Origin of the sequence: Apibacter mensalis, assembly GCF_001418685.1 — a bacterium.
Taxonomy (GTDB): Bacteria; Bacteroidota; Bacteroidia; order Flavobacteriales; family Weeksellaceae; genus Apibacter; species Apibacter mensalis.
Genome location: NZ_LIVM01000002.1, coordinates 95,849 through 115,806, shown reverse-complemented (window position 1 = coordinate 115,806; position 19,958 = coordinate 95,849). Strand labels below are relative to the sequence as shown.

At 30.1% G+C, this 19,958-nt stretch carries 17 protein-coding genes; 6 read left to right on the top strand and 11 right to left on the bottom strand.

Going from position 1 to position 19,958, the window contains the following annotated elements; genetic code table 11:
- Positions 1 to 300 precede the first annotated feature (300 nt).
- A complete protein-coding gene (locus tag ASC36_RS01830; RefSeq protein ID WP_055424782.1) occupies positions 301 to 2,286 on the top strand; it encodes a heavy metal translocating P-type ATPase in 1,986 nt (661 codons plus the stop codon).
- Between the two features lie 136 nt (positions 2,287 to 2,422).
- On the opposite strand, the gene ASC36_RS01825 is transcribed toward ASC36_RS01830, so the two are convergent.
- Positions 2,423 to 3,421, bottom strand: coding sequence for a tyrosine-protein phosphatase (locus tag ASC36_RS01825; protein ID WP_055424781.1), 999 nt, complete (start codon positions 3,419 to 3,421; stop codon positions 2,423 to 2,425).
- A gap of 313 nt (positions 3,422 to 3,734) precedes the next feature.
- Between ASC36_RS01825 and pnuC the strand changes: the two genes are divergently transcribed.
- Positions 3,735 to 4,364 (top strand): nicotinamide riboside transporter PnuC, encoded by a 630-nt coding sequence (gene pnuC, locus ASC36_RS01820; protein WP_055424780.1) that lies wholly within the window; start codon positions 3,735 to 3,737, stop codon positions 4,362 to 4,364.
- Between the two features lie 29 nt (positions 4,365 to 4,393).
- Positions 4,394 to 4,633, top strand: coding sequence for a GlsB/YeaQ/YmgE family stress response membrane protein (locus ASC36_RS01815; protein WP_055424779.1), 240 nt, complete (start codon positions 4,394 to 4,396; stop codon positions 4,631 to 4,633).
- A gap of 50 nt (positions 4,634 to 4,683) precedes the next feature.
- Here ASC36_RS01815 and ASC36_RS01810 read toward each other — a convergent pair whose 3' ends face one another.
- The 7 genes from ASC36_RS01810 to ASC36_RS01780 form a co-directional block, all read right to left on the bottom strand.
- Positions 4,684 to 5,286, bottom strand: coding sequence for a superoxide dismutase (locus ASC36_RS01810; protein ID WP_055424778.1), 603 nt, complete (start codon positions 5,284 to 5,286; stop codon positions 4,684 to 4,686).
- A gap of 180 nt (positions 5,287 to 5,466) precedes the next feature.
- Positions 5,467 to 8,064, bottom strand: coding sequence for a DNA gyrase/topoisomerase IV subunit A (locus ASC36_RS01805; protein ID WP_055424777.1), 2,598 nt, complete (start codon positions 8,062 to 8,064; stop codon positions 5,467 to 5,469).
- 37 nt (positions 8,065 to 8,101) lie between these two features.
- Positions 8,102 to 8,587: a hypothetical protein gene (locus ASC36_RS01800; RefSeq protein WP_055424776.1), complete on the bottom strand. Its 486-nt coding sequence runs from the start codon at positions 8,585 to 8,587 to the stop codon at positions 8,102 to 8,104.
- A gap of 50 nt (positions 8,588 to 8,637) precedes the next feature.
- A complete protein-coding gene (locus ASC36_RS01795) occupies positions 8,638 to 10,476 on the bottom strand; it encodes a DNA topoisomerase IV subunit B (RefSeq protein ID WP_055424775.1) in 1,839 nt (612 codons plus the stop codon).
- Between the two features lie 131 nt (positions 10,477 to 10,607).
- Positions 10,608 to 11,297, bottom strand: coding sequence for a hypothetical protein (locus ASC36_RS01790; RefSeq protein ID WP_055424774.1), 690 nt, complete (start codon positions 11,295 to 11,297; stop codon positions 10,608 to 10,610).
- On the bottom strand, positions 11,287 to 11,787 hold the full coding sequence (locus ASC36_RS01785; protein ID WP_245630717.1) for an RNA polymerase sigma factor: 501 nt from the start codon (positions 11,785 to 11,787) through the stop codon (positions 11,287 to 11,289). The genes ASC36_RS01790 and ASC36_RS01785 overlap by 11 nt, the downstream gene beginning before the upstream one ends.
- A gap of 68 nt (positions 11,788 to 11,855) precedes the next feature.
- Entirely contained in the window at positions 11,856 to 13,244 is a 1,389-nt protein-coding gene (locus ASC36_RS01780) for an FAD-binding oxidoreductase (RefSeq protein ID WP_055424772.1), read from the bottom strand.
- Between the two features lie 65 nt (positions 13,245 to 13,309).
- Here ASC36_RS01780 and ASC36_RS01775 point away from each other — a divergent pair, with 65 nt between their 5' ends.
- Positions 13,310 to 14,329, top strand: coding sequence for a FecCD family ABC transporter permease (locus ASC36_RS01775; RefSeq protein WP_082435375.1), 1,020 nt, complete (start codon positions 13,310 to 13,312; stop codon positions 14,327 to 14,329).
- Positions 14,330 to 14,333: 4 nt separating this feature from the next.
- Entirely contained in the window at positions 14,334 to 15,332 is a 999-nt protein-coding gene (locus ASC36_RS01770) for an ABC transporter ATP-binding protein (RefSeq protein WP_055424770.1), read from the top strand.
- Here ASC36_RS01770 and ASC36_RS01765 read toward each other — a convergent pair.
- Together ASC36_RS01765 and ASC36_RS01760 are read right to left on the bottom strand one after the other, a co-directional pair.
- Positions 15,329 to 16,861 carry an anaerobic C4-dicarboxylate transporter gene (locus ASC36_RS01765; protein WP_082435373.1) on the bottom strand — a complete coding sequence of 511 codons (1,533 nt, stop codon included), beginning with the start codon at positions 16,859 to 16,861 and terminating at the stop codon, positions 15,329 to 15,331. The genes ASC36_RS01770 and ASC36_RS01765 overlap by 4 nt on opposite strands.
- 180 nt (positions 16,862 to 17,041) lie before the next feature.
- Entirely contained in the window at positions 17,042 to 18,220 is a 1,179-nt protein-coding gene (locus ASC36_RS01760) for a MalY/PatB family protein (protein ID WP_055424769.1), read from the bottom strand.
- Between the two features lie 253 nt (positions 18,221 to 18,473).
- Here ASC36_RS01760 and ASC36_RS01755 point away from each other — a divergent pair, with 253 nt between their 5' ends.
- Entirely contained in the window at positions 18,474 to 18,896 is a 423-nt protein-coding gene (locus ASC36_RS01755) for a DUF4359 domain-containing protein (protein ID WP_055424768.1), read from the top strand.
- A 182-nt stretch (positions 18,897 to 19,078) separates the two neighbouring features.
- Here the strand turns inward: ASC36_RS01755 and surE are convergent, their stop codons facing one another.
- Complete coding sequence (gene surE, locus ASC36_RS01750) at positions 19,079 to 19,855, bottom strand: 5'/3'-nucleotidase SurE (protein WP_055424767.1); 777 nt, start codon at positions 19,853 to 19,855, stop codon at positions 19,079 to 19,081.
- Between the last annotated feature and the right edge of the window lie 103 nt (positions 19,856 to 19,958).

Sequence of the window (19,958 nt, the reverse complement as noted above, 5' to 3'; positions counted from 1 at the left end):
TTATGAAAAAATATACTCAAAGATCATCAGTATAGTAAAGTTTGAGTAGTTGGATATTTTACTCTTAATGTTTTTAGATATTTTTTTGTTTTAAGAAGTTCTTATCAAAAAAATTAATATACATATAAAATTAAAGAGTATTTTTATTAAAAAGTAATCATGAACTAGGAACTTAAATTTTTTAAAGACTTATTGTTTACTGGATTGTAATTTTAAGTAATATGATTTATCTATGACTTTGCAACCAAATTACACCATAGAGGAATTATTTTTGTTATATAATTAAAAAAATAGATAATTATGTCTAATTATAAACCCGGTTGTGCCTGTAATGATGACGATAATAAAAAGAATCACTCCCATGATAACTATCAAACCAATCATGAACATACTCATGATCATAAAATCGACTTCAATATAAATATTTATCAATTATTTTTACCGGCTATAATCTGTTCAGTTCTGTTGGCTATCGCTCTTATTTTAGATTATTCGCATACTTCATTTTTTAAATCTTGGCTAAGACTTGGAGGGTATATTTTAGCATACTTACCTGTGGGATATCCCGTGTTTAAAGAAATGTTGGAAGAGTTTAAGCATAAGGATTTTTTTAATGAACTATCTTTGATATTTTTAGCATCGGTAGGTGCTTTTTATATAGGTGAATTTCCGGAAGCGGTAGCAGTGATGCTTTTTTATTCCATAGGAGAAAATTTGCAATCGTTAGCGGTGGCTAAAGCAAAAAGTAATATTAACGCTTTATTGGATCAAAGACCTGATGAAGCCACAGTAATAGAAAATCAAACGGTTAGAGTTGTGAAAGCTAATGATGTACAAGTAGGAGAAATAATTCAGTTAAAACCGGGAGATAAAGTAGCTTTGGATGGAGAGTTACTTTCTAGTTCAGCTACTTTCAATACCTCGGCACTAACCGGAGAAAGTGCCCCTCAAATTAAGGAAAAAGGAGAAACTATATTAGCGGGAATGATTAATCTAACTACTTCTTCCATTGTAAAAGTTACCACACCCTATTCCGATAGTAAATTATCCAAAATATTAGATTTAGTTCAAAACGCTACCGGTCAAAAAGCAAAAACTGAGTTATTTATCAGAAAATTTGCTAAGATTTATACTCCTTTCGTTTTCTTTATAGCTTTAATGGTATTTATACTTCCGTATTTTTTTGTCACGAATTATGTATATGAAACCTGGTTGTATCGTTCATTAATATTTTTAGTTATTTCCTGTCCTTGTGCCTTAGTAATTTCAATACCTTTAGGATATTTCGGAGGTATAGGTTTAGCTTCCAGAAATGGGATTTTGGTTAAAGGATCCAACTTCCTGGATATTTTGGCAGATGTTAAGCAAGTTGTGTTCGATAAAACAGGTACTTTAACAAAAGGAAATTTTTCTGTTGAGACCGTACACATTGAACCGGGTTTTGAACAAACTCAAGTTTTACAATGGATAAATATGGCAGAATCTCATAGTAATCATCCCATTGCTGCTGCTATTCTTGAATATGTTGGCTGTAAGCCGGATGTAACTAAAATTACTACCATGGAAGACTTCCCGGGTAAAGGTATAAAAGTGGAAATTGAGGGTAATGAAATATTAGTTGGTAATTTTAAATTACTGGAAGCTTATGGAATTTCTTATCCTAGTAATAGTAAGGAGATAATTAATACGGTAGTTTTAGTTGCAGTAAACCATAAATTTGCCGGGTATTTGGTAATAGCAGATCAAATCAAATCAGGAGCTAAAGAAGATATTAAAAGTATGCATGAATTAGGTATAGGTTTAACAGTTCTTAGCGGTGATAAAAGTTCAATCGTACAAAAAGTAGCAAAAGATTTAGGGATTGAACATGCCTATGGTGAGCTTTTACCTGAAGATAAAGTCTCTAAAATGAAAGAAATAAAATCCTCTATTACCGAAAAAGTAGCTTTTGTAGGTGATGGATTTAATGATGCACCGGTTATTGCATTAAGTGATGTAGGTATAGCTATGGGAGGGCTTGGTAGTGATGCAACGATCGAAGTGGCTGACGTGATCATCCAAGATGATCAAATCTCTAAAATACCAATTGCTGTTAAAATAGGAAAAGCAACTAAATATGTGGTATGGCAGAATGTGTTTTTAGCTTTTGGAATCAAAATTATTATTATGATTTTAGGCATATTTGGTAATATCCATTTATTGGAGGCCGTATTTGCAGATGTGGGGGTAGCTCTTTTAGCTATATTAAATGCAGTTCGACTGCAAAAATCCAACTTGGGTAAATAGTAACTTCACAATTAAAAATAAATATTTACATAGCTAAGAACAGGTAAGTAAATAATTTATTTACTTATCTGCCCACACTGTTTTTACGAAAAAATGCTCTAAATTATCAATTAATTTTAATTAAAATGCTAAAAAATTAATACAATAAATTCTGCTTTAACTTTTCCGTATTTAAATGCATTCTATGTATAAGAAAGTTATGAACCGTACCATAATTTTTTTCAATTTCGTTCAAAGCACTTTCTAAATATTCAGGAATAACAGTATATAAATATTTATTGAAAGGATTTTGTTCAATTAATGCACGATATTTATCAATTAGATAATCATTGGATGCCAAATAATCCTTAATAATTGTTTCCTTTGGAATATCCAGGGCATAAAGCAACAATGCCGCTGCCAAACCTGTACGGTCTTTCCCGGCTGAACAATGAAAAAGGATAGGTAATTTTTCTTGAGCTTGTAAATAAGTGAAAAATTCTTTATATGCGTTTATATATTTATCATCTGTTACTAAAATTTTGTATAAATGCTTCATCGCATTGATGACATCAGTTTTGTTTGTATGGACACTTTTAGCAAATTCTTTTAAACGTCCGGGCTCAATACATAAATAATAATGATTTTTAACACCTGCGGGAATTTTGTCTGGTAAGGCGTTATATTCCTCTTTGGATCTAAAATCAACGATAGTAATAACAGGTATACTGGATAAATAGGTTAAATCGTCATGGGTTAAATTGTATAAATCATCAGTTCTAAATAATTTACCCCATTTTATTCTTTTTCCATTTTTAGCTTCTAAACCTCCTAAATCTCTGAAATTATATCCCCCTTCCATAGGAAGATGTGTTTCTGCAAGTATAGCCGAACCTTCCGAAGTTTCTAATTTAAAATAACTTCTTTTGGATGGTAGCACATATAAGGGATAGATTCCATAATCTTTACCTTGAGCTATCGGTTTTTCTGTATTAATAGTTTGTACTGAATCTCCAGAATATAATTTCCACTCACCTGAAATATTAATATTTAAATAAGCTGACTTCGTATGCTTTTCACGTATAATTTTACATCTTTTTAAAATGTTCATATTATTATCTGAATTTCCTTTTTCTTGGGTCATACTTGCTATCATACTATTGTTTGAATTATATTACTAATTAAAAACTTAAAAAACATTAAATTTATTGCCATAAAAATTATTGAAATAATCTACATTTTAGTTATTCATAAAAGAATACAAATTAAAGTAAGACTTTTTAATATCTTTGCAGGTAAAAAATTAAATTAGTATACGAATTCAGAAATATTATCTATTGATTAATATGCTTAATTTTTGTAAAAATAGTTGAACATTATTTTGAAAATTATATTGAAATCGTGAAAAACTAAAGACGTATAAAATTATAAGATCGTTAAAGTTTAAATTTTTAAATAAATGAGTTTATATGGTTTCAATAAGTGAATGGTGGTTAATTTTAAAACAACAATTTTATCAAATTTCATATCTTGAAGCTATAGGAGTTGCTTTTGGTGTTGCTGAAGCTTTTCTCGCTAAAAATAATAAGGTTTGGTTGTATCCTTGCGGATTAATTAATATTCTTGTTACCATGTATATCTATTTAGATATCCGTTTATATGCAGAAATATTGTTACAGGGATATTATTTTGTAATGAGTTTATATGGATGGTTTATATGGGCTAGTAAAAAAAATAATACAAACCATGTAAGTTTATGTACTACCAAAGATAGGTTAATAGCGTGTTTTATAGTGATCTTTTCATGGATACTTTTATATTTTTTCCTTACTAAATACACCAATTCAGATGTTCCTGTATTGGATTCATTAGTCAGCGCGTTTGCCTGGGCCGGTATGTGGTTGTTAGCAAAAAGAAAGCTGGATAATTGGATTTTTTTAAATATAAGTAATTTTATATCTGTTCCTTTATTAATACATAAAGGGTTAATATTATATTCTATTTTGACAATATTTCTATTTATTATAGCAATTTTTGGCTATTTGGATTGGAAAAAGCTTGTTCATTTACAAAATTTAAAACTAAAAAATAATCCATAATTTTGATGATATAAATACCCTTAAAAATAATGTGGACAATAATTATAGGAATATTAGCCGGTTTTTTGGCTGGAATTTTAATTAAAGGTCGAGGTTTTGGATGCTTTGGAAATTTATTGGTAGGTATTGTTGGCAGTTTTTTAGGAAACTGGATATTTAATTTTCTACAAATTTCAGTGAGTGAGGGCAGTAAAACGGCTATGTTGGCCATGTCGACCGTAGGAGCAATTGCACTTTTATTGTTGGTGTCAATTTTTAATAAAAGATAAAAAGCCATCTAAAAAAGACGGCTTTTTATTAAATTATGCTTTACAAATACTTATTTACTTGATTCAAAAAGTTCAGCAACTTTATTCCAATTAACAACCTTAAAGAAAGCATTGATATAATCAGCTCTTCTATTTTGATAATTAAGATAGTAGGCATGTTCCCAAACATCTAAACCAAGAATAGGTGTTCCTGTAGCACCCACTCCAGGCATTAAGGGATTATCCTGATTAGCTGTTGATCCAATACTTAATTTACCGTTATTGGATAATAACCAAGCCCATCCAGATCCAAATCTTCCTGCAGCTGTTTTTGAAAATTCTTCTTTAAAAGCATCAAAAGAACCAAAAGATTCATTTATTGCTGAGGCTAAACTTCCTTCCGGCTTACCTTTACTATCAGGTGTTAACCACTCCCAAAATAAACAATGATTCAAATAACCTCCTCCATTATTTCGGATAGGAGTTTTATCAAAACCTTTAATTATAATCTGTTCTATAGGTAAATTTTCAAGTTCAGTGCCAGCGATAGCATTATTTAAATTAGTAGTATATGTACCATGATGCTTAGTATAATGGATTTCCATGGTTTTTGCATCAATATAAGGTTCTAGTGCATTGTATGCATACGGTAATTTAGGTAATTCAAATGCCATATTCTCTTGTTTTTAATTAATAATTAAACTTAACTTAAGTTTTTAAATTTATTAAACAAATCTAGTAAATTTAGCAATAAGATTTCATCAATGGTATTATATTATTTGATATAGATATTTAAAATTAATATCAAAACAGATAGTTACTATTTTTAGTAACTAAGATATAAAAAAAGTTTTTCAAAATAGATTAATTTGCTCTCCTTCTGAATCTAAATTATTATCCTGAGAATTCTTGTGTTTAGTAGAATATTCTTCAGATTCAGCAACGGAATTTACCTCATTTTCCTGCTCAGAATACTCTTCTGTTATGGTAATTTTTTTTATTTTTTCTTTAGAAATTTGATTTCCCTGAGCCTTTATACCTTTAATTGCTATAAATTCTTCTAAATTGATAATTTCTTGACTTTTGTCTTTTCCAAAATTGATTTCAGCAATTAATTTCCATCCGGTTCCTGCCCATTCTATAAAAGATCTTGGGTTTTCTGAAATGAAAAATGGTTGAGGATTCAATGTATCATCTAATAAAAAACGTTTAATATAATAAATGGATTTATCCCCATCATAGTATATACAACAAACAGGCTTTTCGGGATTCCATTTTTCAAGAATTAAAAATTCATCATCAAAATGATTTAATAAATCGCATGTGTGAAGCTTAGCAATGCCAGTAGAGGAAAGGGTTAATATTTTATCCGATCCTTTAAATGCACCTAGATATTTACCTCGGCCTTCAACATTTAGGCGTTGCACAGATTCGTCAAACCATATTTTTCTGGGTGCTAAGGTTGAAATTCCTGATTCTTTTAATTCAATTTTCTTTATATAATTTTTTGATACCAAGTTTCCTTTAGAGCTTCTTCCTTTTATAGCCAATTCAGAAAAATCAATGTCGAATTTTAGTTTTTTCAATCTTTGATTGGGCTTAAGAAAAATGGAAACCGATTCTGCTTCTCCATTGGGATTAGCAGTAAAATATTGAATTTCTGAACCTTTAACTAAAGAAGCTAAATTATATTCTTTATCCCTGGTTATAGAGGTAACCGGAAATCTTTTCATATACCAGGGTCCCAATTTTCCTTCCCGATAAATCATATTGTAAATGGTACGAGTATCATTCTTTTTCCAAATTCCGACATGAATAATATTTTTTCCAACAAAGGTTTTTGCATCTGCTTTTGTAACCAACATTACACCATCTTTTCTAAACACAATGATATCATCAATATCTGAACAGTCAAAAAGGTATTCATCTTTTTTGAGGGAGTATCCAATGAACCCTTCTTCACGATTGACATAGAATTTAATATTCGCTACCGCAACTTTTGCTGCGTCGATTGTATCAAAGGTCCGTATTTCAGTTTTTCTTTCTTTGTCTTTTCCGTATTTTCTCTTTATGTTGATAAAATAATCAATTGCATATGGAATTAAATTATTCAAATGATATTTAACTTCTTTTATTTTACCCTCTAATGCAATAATATTTTCTTCTGCTTTATCCAGATCAAAGCGAGTGATTCTTTTAATTCGTATTTCTGTCAGCTTGTTAATATCTTCTTCGGAAACTTTTCTTATCAAATGGGAAGTAAAGGGTTTTAAACCTGTATCGATAGTAGAGACCACATCTTCCCACTTATCAAGCTCTTCAATTTGGTGATAGATCCTATTTTCAATAAAAATTTTTTCTAAAGAAGCAAAGTGCCATTGCTCTTGCAGTTCTGTAAGCTCAATTTCTAATTCTTGTTTAAGAAGGTTTACTGTATTTTCGGTATTTCTTCTTAATATTTCCGAAACACTTAAAAATTCAGGTTTGTCTACATTTATCACACAAGCATTGGGTGAAATTGAAATTTCACAGTCTGTAAATGCGTATAAGGCATCTATCATTTTGTCAGGAGAAACATCATGAGGAAAATGAATTATAATTTCAACCTCAGAAGCAGTATTGTCTTCAACCTTCTTTATTTTAATTTTTCCCTTCTCATTGGCTTTAAGAATGCTGTCTATTAGAGATCCTGTATTAGTTCCGTATGGGATTTCATTAATTAAGAGAAGTCCTTTTTCATAACTTGAAATTCTGGCTCGAGCCCTTATTTTTCCTCCTCGTTCTCCATCATTATAATTTGTAACATCAATTAAACCGCCCGTTTGGAAATCAGGATATAGGGTAAAAGGTTTTCCTTTTAAGATTGCTATAGAAGCATCGAGTAATTCTAAAAAATTATGTGGTAAAATCTTTGTAGACAAGCCTACAGCAATTCCTTCAACACCTTGAGATAAAAGTAGAGGGAATTTTATAGGTAAGTTTACAGGTTCTTTGTTTCTTCCATCGTAAGAAGGCTTCCAAACTGTTGTTTTGGGATTGAAGATAACCTCCAAGGCAAAAGGGGTTAAGCGAGATTCGATATAACGGGCAGCTGCCGCGCTATCACCGGTATATATATTCCCCCAATTTCCTTGAGTATCAATTAATAATTCCTTTTGTCCTATTTGTACAATTGCATCAGTAATAGCAGCATCTCCATGTGGATGATATTTCATAGTATTTCCAACCACATTGGCAACTTTATTATAACGGCCATCTTCTAATTCCTTCATAGAATGAAGTATTCTTTTTTGTACGGGTTTTAAACCGTCGAAGATAGAAGGAATAGCCCTTTCAAGAATAACATAAGAAGCATAATCTAAAAACCAATTCTGGTACATACCAGATATTTTTTGTATAGTTTCAGTATTAGAATTATCTTTATTTATGTTTTCCTGATTGTTTTTGTTCATTATTAGTTTAAAAGTGTTTTTTTATGATTTTAAAATTTTATTGAAAAGTATCTTTTTTATTTTCATTAATTACCTTATTGAGGGAAATTCGTATATCTCTTATCTGTTTGGAATCAAGATAAGAGATATCAAAATTCACTTTAGATAGTCCCGAACTCACCCGTTTGCTTGAGATGTAAATTTCCAATACTTTTTTAAATAAGGGCTTATTTTTTATTACAAATTTAATAAGTTTTCTTTTAGGGAAATCAGATAATGATTCTTTGACTAAAAAGGAAATCGGAAGTGATTTTTCATTTTGGAATATTAGAGTTTCTCCATCGCTATCATATCTAAAGAATGGACATCCTAGATAAGCTAAATAAATAAGTAATAATAGACTTATTAATAACACAAATTCATCACTTCTTCCAAAAGCAGGTATATTTAAATAGATAAATACAAAGCTTGTAAAAAAAATAATTAGTATTACTATATTTATAATTGCAACTTTACTTTTGGTTTTTGGGTTTTGAAATTTCATAAAAACTAGCTTTTAAGTCATTCTTCACATATGTTTTTTAGTTTATACCACTAAAAATTATCAATTACTAAATTATTGATTATAAATTCTTGTCTGGTTTGAGTATTTTTTCCCATATAAAAGTCTAATAGTTCTTCTATGGGAGTATTTTTACTTAGCATAACGGGCTCAAGTTTAATATCTTTACCAATAAAATTTTTAAATTCATCAGGTGAAATTTCCCCCAAGCCTTTAAAACGAGTTATTTCCGGATTTTTTCCTAACTCGTGGATTGCTTTTAATCGTTCTTCATCTGTATAGCAATACCGTGTTTCTTTTTTATTTCGAACTCTAAATAAAGGAGTTTGGAGAATATATAAATGTCCGTTCTTGATCAAATCCGGAAAAAATTGTAAGAAAAAAGTAATCATAAGCAACCTAATGTGCATTCCATCAACATCTGCATCAGTTGCAATTACCACATTATTGTATCTTAAATCTTCTAAACTGATTTCAATATTTAATGCAGATTGAAGTAAATTAAATTCCTCATTTTCATATACTATTTTCTTGGTTAATCCGTAACAATTTAATGGTTTCCCACGAAGACTGAATACAGCTTGTGTTTCCACGTCTCTACTCTTGGTTATGGATCCTGAAGCAGAATCTCCTTCCGTGATAAATATAGTGGATTCCAGTTTTCTTTGGGACTTTTGATCATTATAATGTTGACGACAATCTCTTAATTTTTTATTATGTAAGCTTACTTTTTTTGCTCTTTCTCTTGCCAATTTTTGAATGCCGGAAAGTTCTTTTCTTTCTTTTTCGGAAATAATAATCTTTCTTTGCAAGGCTTCTGCTGCCTCCGAATTTTTATGTAAAAAATTATCTAAATGCTTTTTTAGAAAATCATTTATATAGGTTCGAATTGTAGGTAAATCAGGGCCCATTTCACTGCTTCCCAATTTAGTTTTAGTTTGTGATTCGAATACTGGTTCGATGATTTTAATCGAGACTGCTGCTATTATTGATTTTCTAATATCGGAAGCATCATAATTTTTATTATAGAATTCGCGTATAGTTTTTACAAAGGCTTCCTTAAAAGCATTTAAATGAGTTCCCCCTTGTGTAGTATGCTGCCCGTTGACAAATGAAAAGTATGCTTCTGATTGAGAACGTTCGCTATGAGTGAAAGCTACTTCTATATCCTCATCTTTTAAATGTATGATGGGATAGATGGTATCTCCTTCTATATTATCTTGAAGTAAGTCCTGCAAACCATTTTCCGAAAAGTATTCTTCTCCATTTAAGAAAATTTTTAACCCGGGATTGAGATAGACATAATTTTTAAGCATTTTGTCTATATATTCTTTCCTAAACTTAAAATTTCCGAATATGGAAAAGTCCGGTTCAAAAGAAATTTCAGTACCTTTTCTTTCTTTGGATTCTATTTGAGGACTTTCGTAGGTAAGCACTCCTTTCGAAAACTCAGCATATCGTGAAAACCCATCACGAATGGATTTTACTTTAAAATAGGATGATAGTGCATTGACAGCTTTAGTACCCACTCCGTTCAGTCCTACAGATTTTTTAAACGCTCTGGAATCGTATTTTCCTCCCGTATTCATTTTGGAAACCGCATCAACCATTTTTCCTAAAGGAATTCCTCTTCCATAGTCTCTTATTTTTACTATAGTATTATCAAGAGAAAGATCAATTTTTCTACCAGCCCCCATTACGTATTCATCAATGGAATTATCTATAATCTCTTTTAATAGAATATAGATACCATCATCAGGGGAAGAACCGTCACCTAATTTACCAATATACATTCCCGGACGGATACGTATATGCTCCTGCCATTCAAGAGTTTTAATATTATCCTCGGTATACTGAGTGTTTTGATTCATTTTTTTCCAACTAATATATGCAAAAGTACAATTTTTAAGTTAAAAAAAAATCATAAACAAATAGTATATTGTATATGATTTTGTAATAGCTTTTGTTGTAAGTGTCTACCTTATGTATTTATAATAAATCATTAGTTAACTTTTTCCAATTTTTGAATTTCTTTAAGATTTTTCTTTAATTTTTTAAGTAATATCCCATAAATTAGTAAATAATATGCAATGATTATTAAAAATAAAATTATGCAAATGATAATAAATACAAATATATTTTCAGGATAAGAAAAATTTAGTTGAATTTGGTCAATGTCTAAAATATCTGTTGAATTAAATCCTCGACCCAATCTTTTTCCATACATGAATTCATAAAAACCGGTTAAAATAAGTATAAGTAATCCTAGAAAAATATTAATGATAATAAACCAATTTACACTTTTTCTAAATCTTAATATATTGTTAATTAGATCTTTAGTAGAGTACAGGAGATTAATTTTTTTATAGCATCTGTAGAAATAAAAGATAAATCCAATAGAGGTAATTAGATTAAAATAGATGAGCAACCTACTTATGTGATAATTACGAATATAAACTTTTAGAGCTTCACCTCCCAAGTTTGGCATGATAAGATTCATATCCGCTGCAGTAAAAAGGAGTGAGGTCATTAAAATTATAAATTCAATAATACTTATGATAACAATGTATTTAACATTGTTACGGGATTTTTTATTAAGCATCAATAGTAATTCTGCCTGAGAATATTGATTAGTCTCAGTTTGCTTTTGCCAAGATTTTTTTAGACTGTCTATATCCAATTCATTCTTCATTTTTATTCATTATTTCTTTTAATTTGGTTTTAACGCGATTCATCTTTACACGAGCATTGACTTCTGTAATACCCAGTGTTTCAGAAATTTCTCTATAGGATAAATCTTCTAAATATAGCAATACTAATGCTCGCTCTATTTCAGAAAGTTTTTTAATAGCCTCGTAAAGTCTATTAATTTGCTCTTGTTTTTCGCTAAAATCATCGTTTTCAGAGATTTTATATAAGGTGTTATCAATCTCTTGAGTATTGATGCTTTTAGTTGATTTTCTAAAAAGCGTAATAGCTGTATTTAGTGCAACTCTATACATCCATGTAGTGAATTTAGAATTTCCCTGAAAACTTTTATATGATTTCCAAAGTTGTAATAGAATTTCTTGAAATAAGTCTTGAGAATCTTCTTCATTGTTTGCATAAATTCTGCAAACTTTATAAATAATTCCCTGATTTTTTTCAATTAATTTCGAAAATTCTAATTCAATTTTTTTCACAAGTTTAGTTATTAAATTATAAGTAATTACATTAAATATTTTGTTACATAAATAGAATTCGGATTATTTTAATCGGGGATTAATTTTCCAGGATTCATAATGTTTTTAGGATCTATAGCTTTTTTTATGTTTTTTTGTATTAACAGATTTGCCTTTGAAAAAACAATGGGCAAGAAAGGTTTTTGAAGCAATCCAATTCCATGTTCTCCGGAAATAGTTCCTCCAAGCATATGGATATACTCAAATAGTTCCTTAAGCATGGCATTAATGTTGGGATTTTGGTATGAGTTTTTATATTCGGGATGGTTGAATCTCATGTGTAAATTACCATCTCCTGCATGTCCGTAGCATACTACTTTCATGTTATTTTTTTCTGCTAATTGATGAGCAAATTTTATTAAATCAGGTAACTTTGCTCTTGGTACTACGGTGTCTTCTTCTATGGTATATCCGTTTAATTTTACAATTTCAGAAACTTTTCTTCTCAATTCCCATAAACGATTTTTGTCTATTTCATTGTCGGCAAAATAAATTTCTTCAGTGGGGTAATGTTTAATAACATCTATAGTTTTTTCCATCAAGGGTAACAATTCTTCATGAGAATTACCATCAAAATTAATTAATAAATGTGCTTGAACATTCTTCTGTAAAGAAATAGAATTTTCTTCTAAATGCAATAATGTTTGTTCCAAGGCATTTCTTTCCATAAGTTCAAGTGAGCAGGGGATCAGTCCGCTTTTAAAAACTTCAGTTACAGCCTTTGCCGAATCTTCAAGGTGATGAAAGGGAATTAGTAACGTAATGTCTGTTTTGGGTTTGGTAAGTATTTTCAAAACGGCTTTAGTAATTATTCCTAACGTACCTTCGCTACCAACAAACAATTGGGTAAGATTATACCCGGTTGAATTTTTAAGAGTATTGGCTCCCGTCCATATGATTTCTCCATTAGGGAGAACTACTTCCAAATTCAATACAGCAGCAGCAGTTACACCATATTTCACGGCTCGTAATCCTCCGGCATTAGTCGCTATATTTCCTCCTATATAAGAGCTGCCCCAACTGGATGGGTCCGGACCGTAGAATAACCCGTACGGTTCTAATGCTTGTTGAAGTTGAAAATTTATAACCCCTGCTTCAACGGTCGCTTGAAAGTTTTGAGTGTCAATATCTATTATTTTATTAAGTCTTTCCACGGATAAAACGATACCTCCGTTTATTGGTAAAGCTCCTCCCATAAGTCCGGTTCCTCCGGATCTGGTCGTAATAGGTATATTTTTTTCATTACAGAATTTAACTATTTGAGAAATTTCTTCCGCGTTTTTAGGTTTAACGACCAATGAAGGTTTAAATCTTAAATTTTCAGTATGATCATGTGAATAATATTCAAGACTTTGCTCGTCGTTGAAACAATGTTCAGGACCTAATAATTCAATAAAAAATTCAATATAATCAGGCATATGGTTAAAAATTCATTGCAAAAGTACTAATTTGATTAGAGAATTTAATAGATTATTCTCCACAAATGATTGGGTTGTTTTTTATATTTGTATGTATGTTTTCAAAAAGGTTTATGCTGCTTATAATTATACTTTTGATAAGTTGTATATTGTTATTTATGGTTAATTTATTGACAGGATTTGAAAATATAACTTTATATGATCTTTTTTTTACTCAAGAAGAGACTAAAAATTTAATCATATCTTATCGATTTAACAGAGCTTTAGCTGTAGTATTGGCAGGAATCTCATTGCCAGTAAGCGGATTTTTACTTCAAGAATTATTTAAAAATCCATTGGCAGAACCCTCTGTTTTAGGGATAACATCAGCCTCTGCATTAGCAGTTGCCTTGGTAATTTTCTCAGGCGGAGGCGTTGTCTTGTTACATTATCAATGGTTAAGTGGATGGTTACTAATAGTAAGTGCTTTTGTTGGAGCGTTGCTAACTTCACTATTGTTGTTATTTATTGCTAGAGGAATAAAAAATGTTTCCACATTTATTATTATTGGTTTTCTTTTATCTTCATTTAGCGGCTCCTTGATCAGTACTTTACAATTTTATTCACAATCTGAATCCCTTAAACAATATGTATATTGGTCTTTTGGCTCATTTGAAGGATTATCCGGAAAACAAGTTTTAGTTTTTACAATTTGCACAATAATAGGCTTGCTTTCGGCTTTTATATCGGTAGAAAAATTAATAGGTTTTCTCATGGGGGAAGAATATGCAAAGGTTTTAGGTGTAAATATGACTAAACTTAAAGTTAATATATTGATAGCAGTTTGTTTACTCACAGGAAGTACAACTGCTATGTTGGGGCCAATAGTATTTGTTGGTATTATTATTCCACATTTTTGCCGACAGATATGGAATCCGGCAGCGCTTTGGATGCAAATTAATTTAAATATTTTAACCGGGATCGGATTCATGTTATTGGTAAGCCTTATCATGAGTTATACGCAATTGCCTGTAAATATACTTTCCTCTTTGATTGGAGTACCTACCATATTATTTATCATTTTAAAATACAGAGTTAAAAATTAATCGTTTGGAAAAAAATAGTAATCCTATACTTGAAATTAATAATCTTTCCATAGGTTATCAATCACCGATTCTTTCCGGGATAAATACAACAATTAAAAAAGGAGAAATTATATTATTAGTAGGCAAAAATGGAAGTGGAAAGACAACTTTATTGAAATCTATTTATGGTGAAATTCCTTTGTTAAAGGGAAAGATAAAAATAGAGGGTAAAAACATTTCTGAAATTTCTCCTATGGAAATAGGCAAGCACATCGCGGTAGTTCTTTCACATAATCCAATTAATCCCTCATTACGTGTATTTGATTTAGTCGCTTTGGGTAGGTATCCTTATAAAAAATGGTATCAAAGACTTACAAAAATGGAGATGGATGGTATTAACCATATATTACGAATTTTGAATCTTAACCAATATAGGGAATATTATATTACTAATCTTTCCGATGGGAATCTTCAAAAGGTAATGATTGCCAGGGCTTTAGTTCAAAATAGCCCATTGTTGATTTTAGATGAACCTACTTCACATTTAGATATAAATAATAAATTGGAAATAATGAGAATTATCAAAGCTTATGCTCGTGATCAAGGAAAATCCATTTTACTTACTTCTCATGATTTAGCTTTAGGCCTTGCTATATCTGATCAGTTATGGTTTATAAAAGATAATTTTTTACATACAGGATTTACTGAAGATATTGCTATTAAGCACAATCTATTTGATTATTTTACCAATGATAATGTACGGTTTGATTATCAGGCTAATGAATATTGTTTTTTAAATTCTCATAATCATAAAATTATACAAATAAATAACAATTCACCAGCTATTTATTGGTTAAAAAAAGCCCTGATAAAAAATAATTTTACTATTTCCGATCAAGCTCCCATCCAAATAGTTGAAAAAAATTCTATATTTCATCTAATTGATAAGAATGAAATTGAGTATTGCTTTACTTCTATAGAAGAGGTTATCAATTTTTTGAATTTAGAAATTTCAAGCAATTAGTTGACTACATAGTTGGATAAAAACAATGCTATTGCAGTTGCTGAAATTACACCAATTAATCCCGGAATCATAAAACTATGGTTAAGAATATATTTACCGATATGTGTGGTTCCTGTTCTATCAAAATTTATTGCGGCTAAATCCGAAGGATAAAAAGCAAAAAAGAAATAAGCGTAAGAAGCTGGAATGCATCCGATTAAAATAGACACAGGTATGTCTAACATAAATCCTATGGGCATCATGACTAAGAGGGTGGCTGCCTGACTTTTTAAAAACATGGACACACAGAACATGGCTATGGCAAAGGTCCAAGGGCGTTCTTTTACCATATTACTTATTAAAGATAATAAGTAGGTTTCATTATTTTTTATTACAGTTTCACTCATCCAGGCAATACCGAAAATCATTATTACAGCAATCATTCCTGCATTAAAGACTTTGGTATCCGATATCGATTTAGCTTTAACTCGGGTTATTAGTACAATTAAAGCGCCTACTCCTAACATAGTAAATTGCAATACGCTGGTCATGGGTATAGTTTTACCGTTATTTTTCGGTAAAATCAAATCAGGAAATAATGCAATTAGTATAATAAATAAGATTCCAATAAAAAATAAGCTTAAAGAAATTTTGGCATCTTTTGAAGGTTTTATATTTACTGATCTTTCTAAATCACCTACAATATAAGCTTTCATATCGGGATCTTCCATTTTTTTTAAAAACATAGGATCTTTATAGAGGTCTTTACCTCTGTTTAAACTCCAAGTTGCAGCTAACATAACCCCTATAAAACAAGAAGGAGCAGTAACTAATAAAATGTCAATTAAGTTTATGGTAATTCCTGCTTTATATGCTACTCCTATCATTGCTGCTGTGGCAGCTGCAATCGGACTGGCCGTGATTCCCATTTGACTGGCTATAGAGGCTACAGCCATAGGTCTTTCCGGCCTTATTTTTTGCTTAAAAGATACATCGTATATAACCGGTAGTAAAGGATAAACTGCATGTCCGGTTCCCACGAGCATGGTTAATAAAAAAGTGGATAGCGGAGCTAAATAAACAATATATTTTGGGTTTTTACGTAAAATTCTCTCTGCAAAATTTACCAACATACCTAATGCTCCGGTGGCTTCTAACGTCGATGAGGCGGTAACTACAGCCAGGATAATTAGCATTACATCAATAGGGGGGAATCCGGGTGAATCTCTGAATAATAAAACTAAAATTGCTACTCCCAAACCTCCTAATAAACCTAATGAAACTCCCCCTTTTTTTATTCCAAAATAAATAATAATTAATAATAAGCCTAATTGTGTAATAAATTTGACAGGGGCATTATTTTTATTAGTAGAGTTTGATGTTTCTTGTCTAGTTTTTTTTGATTTAATTTCATTAAAATCTGATAGCGATAAATTTTTTTGATTTAATTCATTAGTTGTAACTAATACATTTAAACTTAAAATATGAGAGTTAACAATAATTGGTGTTAATAAGATAAAAGTTAGTAATATAATATAAATGTTTTTCATATAACTTCTTTTTCAAGGATAAAACTAAGCAATTTATCATTTTTTATTTATATGATTTTTAACATAAATTATTGAATTTTGATCTAATTCAGTGATACACTGTGAATATAAATTTAAGTTATGAGGTTTTAATTTATTTTAATTATAAATTAGTTGATTGTTAAGTCAATAAAATTTAATTTAAAATAGTGAATGGGTGGCATCCATTAGTTGTTTCAAAGCTTTTTCCAATGTAGTACGAGGGCATCCTACATTCATCCTCATAAATCCTATTCCTTCTTTACCAAACATGGCTCCATCATTGAGCGCTAAACGGGCTTTATTTATAAAAAAAGAATTTAATTCTTTTTGGGAAAGCTTTAATTCTCGACAATCCAACCAGATAAGAAAAGATGCTTCCGGTAATACAACCTTTATTCTTGGAAAATTTGCTTTTAAATACTTATCAACAAATTTTATATTTTCTTCTATATAATGCTTTAATTCATTCATCCAATCTTCCCCTTTTTCATAAGCAATCTGTATTGCCATATAGGCAAAAATATTTCCCTGATTCAACTCATTACTAACTAAATATTTATGATAGCGCTCTCTTAAATTTTTATTTTTAATTATAGAATAGGAGGTTACCAAACCGGCAATATTAAATGTTTTAGAAGGTGCACTTAAGATAATACTGTTTTGTTCTGCTTCCTTGGAAACCGTTGCAAAAGGAATATGCTTATTACCAAAAAGAACAAGATCGGAATGAATTTCATCCGAGATAACCAAAACTTTATTTTTATAGCATATTTCTGCAAGTTTTTTCAGCTCTTCCCGATTCCAAACCCTTCCTCCTGGATTATGAGGATTTGATAGTAATAAAATTTTACATTTGTTTGTTATTAATTTTTCCAATCCATCCAAATCCATTCTGTATTGATCTTCCTCTAAAATTAAAGGATTAATAACGACCTCTCTTTCGTGTAATTGAGTAATAATTCGAAAAGGATGGTAAACGGGTGGTTGAATAATAATTTGGTCACCTTTGTCAGAAAAAACATCAATAGCGAACGCAATTCCTTTTACTACACCGGGTAAATAACTAATCTCTTCTTCGCTAACTTTCCACTGATGTTGTTGCCATTGCCAATTAGAAATTGATTGATAATATTCTTTTGAAACAAAAGGATATCCAAAAATTCCGTTCTTTGATCTTTCAACCATAGCATCCACTAATTCCTGTGGAGATTGAAAATCCATATCTGCAACCCAGAGAGGAATTAGATCTTCTCTTCCGAATCTTTCTTTTAGTGCTCTGAATTTTAGCGAATCTGTATTTTTTCTGTTTATAATTTGATCAAAATTATAGTTACCCATTTTCGAATAATATTTACACAAAAATATGAGTTTTTTTAAATTAAAAGTGGAATTTTTTATTTAACCTATCGTAGAATTATTTTGTTAATCAGTGCAATGCGACAGTTTTATTAAAATTTTTATTTAAAAAATGAATGCCAATCTTGTTAGGTAATTTTTTTTGTAAATACGATAATATAAGTGTAAATTAAGTTGGTTATAAATAGGTTTTTATAAATTTAGAGTAAATTTGTAACAGTTTATTTATATAGTTATGAAACTAAGATATCTGTTTACTCCTGTTTTTATTATACTGGCTGGCATACTTTTTTTTACTAATCCTGATAATGAGATGCATAGAACATTTATAAAGGGGAAGTTTATATCTATAGTGAATCAAAAAATGGATGATGAATTAATAAAAACGAAAGATCCCAATATTAAATTCTTCGCTAATTTAAGTAAGAATATATTCCCGTCTTTAGGCGATAAATTTATCACTCATATGATGGATACTCATGTACGAAGAAAAAATTATTTTCTGTTTTCTACCGTACAAATATTATATAATGATCAGTGGAGTACCGTCGGATTGGGAATATTTAATACTATGTTTTTATTTCCTAAAGTTGAAGAAGAACTTCAGAAAGTTGATGTTAAGAAAGAACTTTATAACTTATTGCAATTTGATCCTTAATTTTAATAGGATTTAAAGATTGGATATCGAAAAAATGATAAAATTAATTCTATTTTTTATTATTTAATATAGCAAATAAAACTACTCCCAAAATTGCAAAAATACAAATACCGATAACAACCATCTTTTTTAAATTATTTTTTTAAGATAATGCAATACCTTTTAAAGATAACTAAATTACATTATTCTATTTTAAAATTCCATTGTTTTATTTTTTCAATAAAATGATAAGCTGTTAGATCATATTGTGTTGGAACTATGCTTATATAATTATTATTCAAAGCCCATTCATCCGTATCGTCTCCCTTGTCAGTGTTACACCAGTTTCCGGTCATCCAATAGTAAGTTTTTCCTTTAGGATCGATTCTACGATCGAATTCTTCATCCCAATGCGCAACTGCCTGTCTGCAAATTTTAATCCCTTTGATATCCTTTTCTTCGGCTTTAGGAATATTCACATTTAGAACAATCCCTTCCGGTAATCCGTATTGTAAAATATTTTCACAAATAGATTTAATATGCCTTCTTGCTGCTTTAAAATTCGCAGTATAAGAAAAATCGCAAAGAGAAAAACCAACCGATGGAATTCCTTCAATACCTCCTTCAATTGCTGCAGACATAGTCCCTGAGTAAATTACATTAATTGAAGAATTAGAACCATGATTAATCCCTGAAACACAAATGTCCGGTTTTCTAGGTAATAATTGATCAATGGCTAATTTAACGCAATCTACAGGAGTGCCGCTACAAGCCCATTCTCTGCGTGTATCATTTTCGGTATACATTTTTTCAGCCCGAATAGTGGAATGAATAGTTACAGCATGTCCCATTCCACTTTGAGGTTTATCCGGAGCAACTACATATACTTCACCGATTTCATTCATTATGTCAATCAGTTCACGGATACCTGGAGCATTGATACCGTCATCATTAGTTACTAGTATTAAAGGCTTTTCCATAGGATTTCAATGAAATTTAAAATTTATAACAAAACTAAGATTTTTAGTTGTAAAAATATAGTATCTTTGAATTTATTTTTTAAAATTATAAATAATATACGTA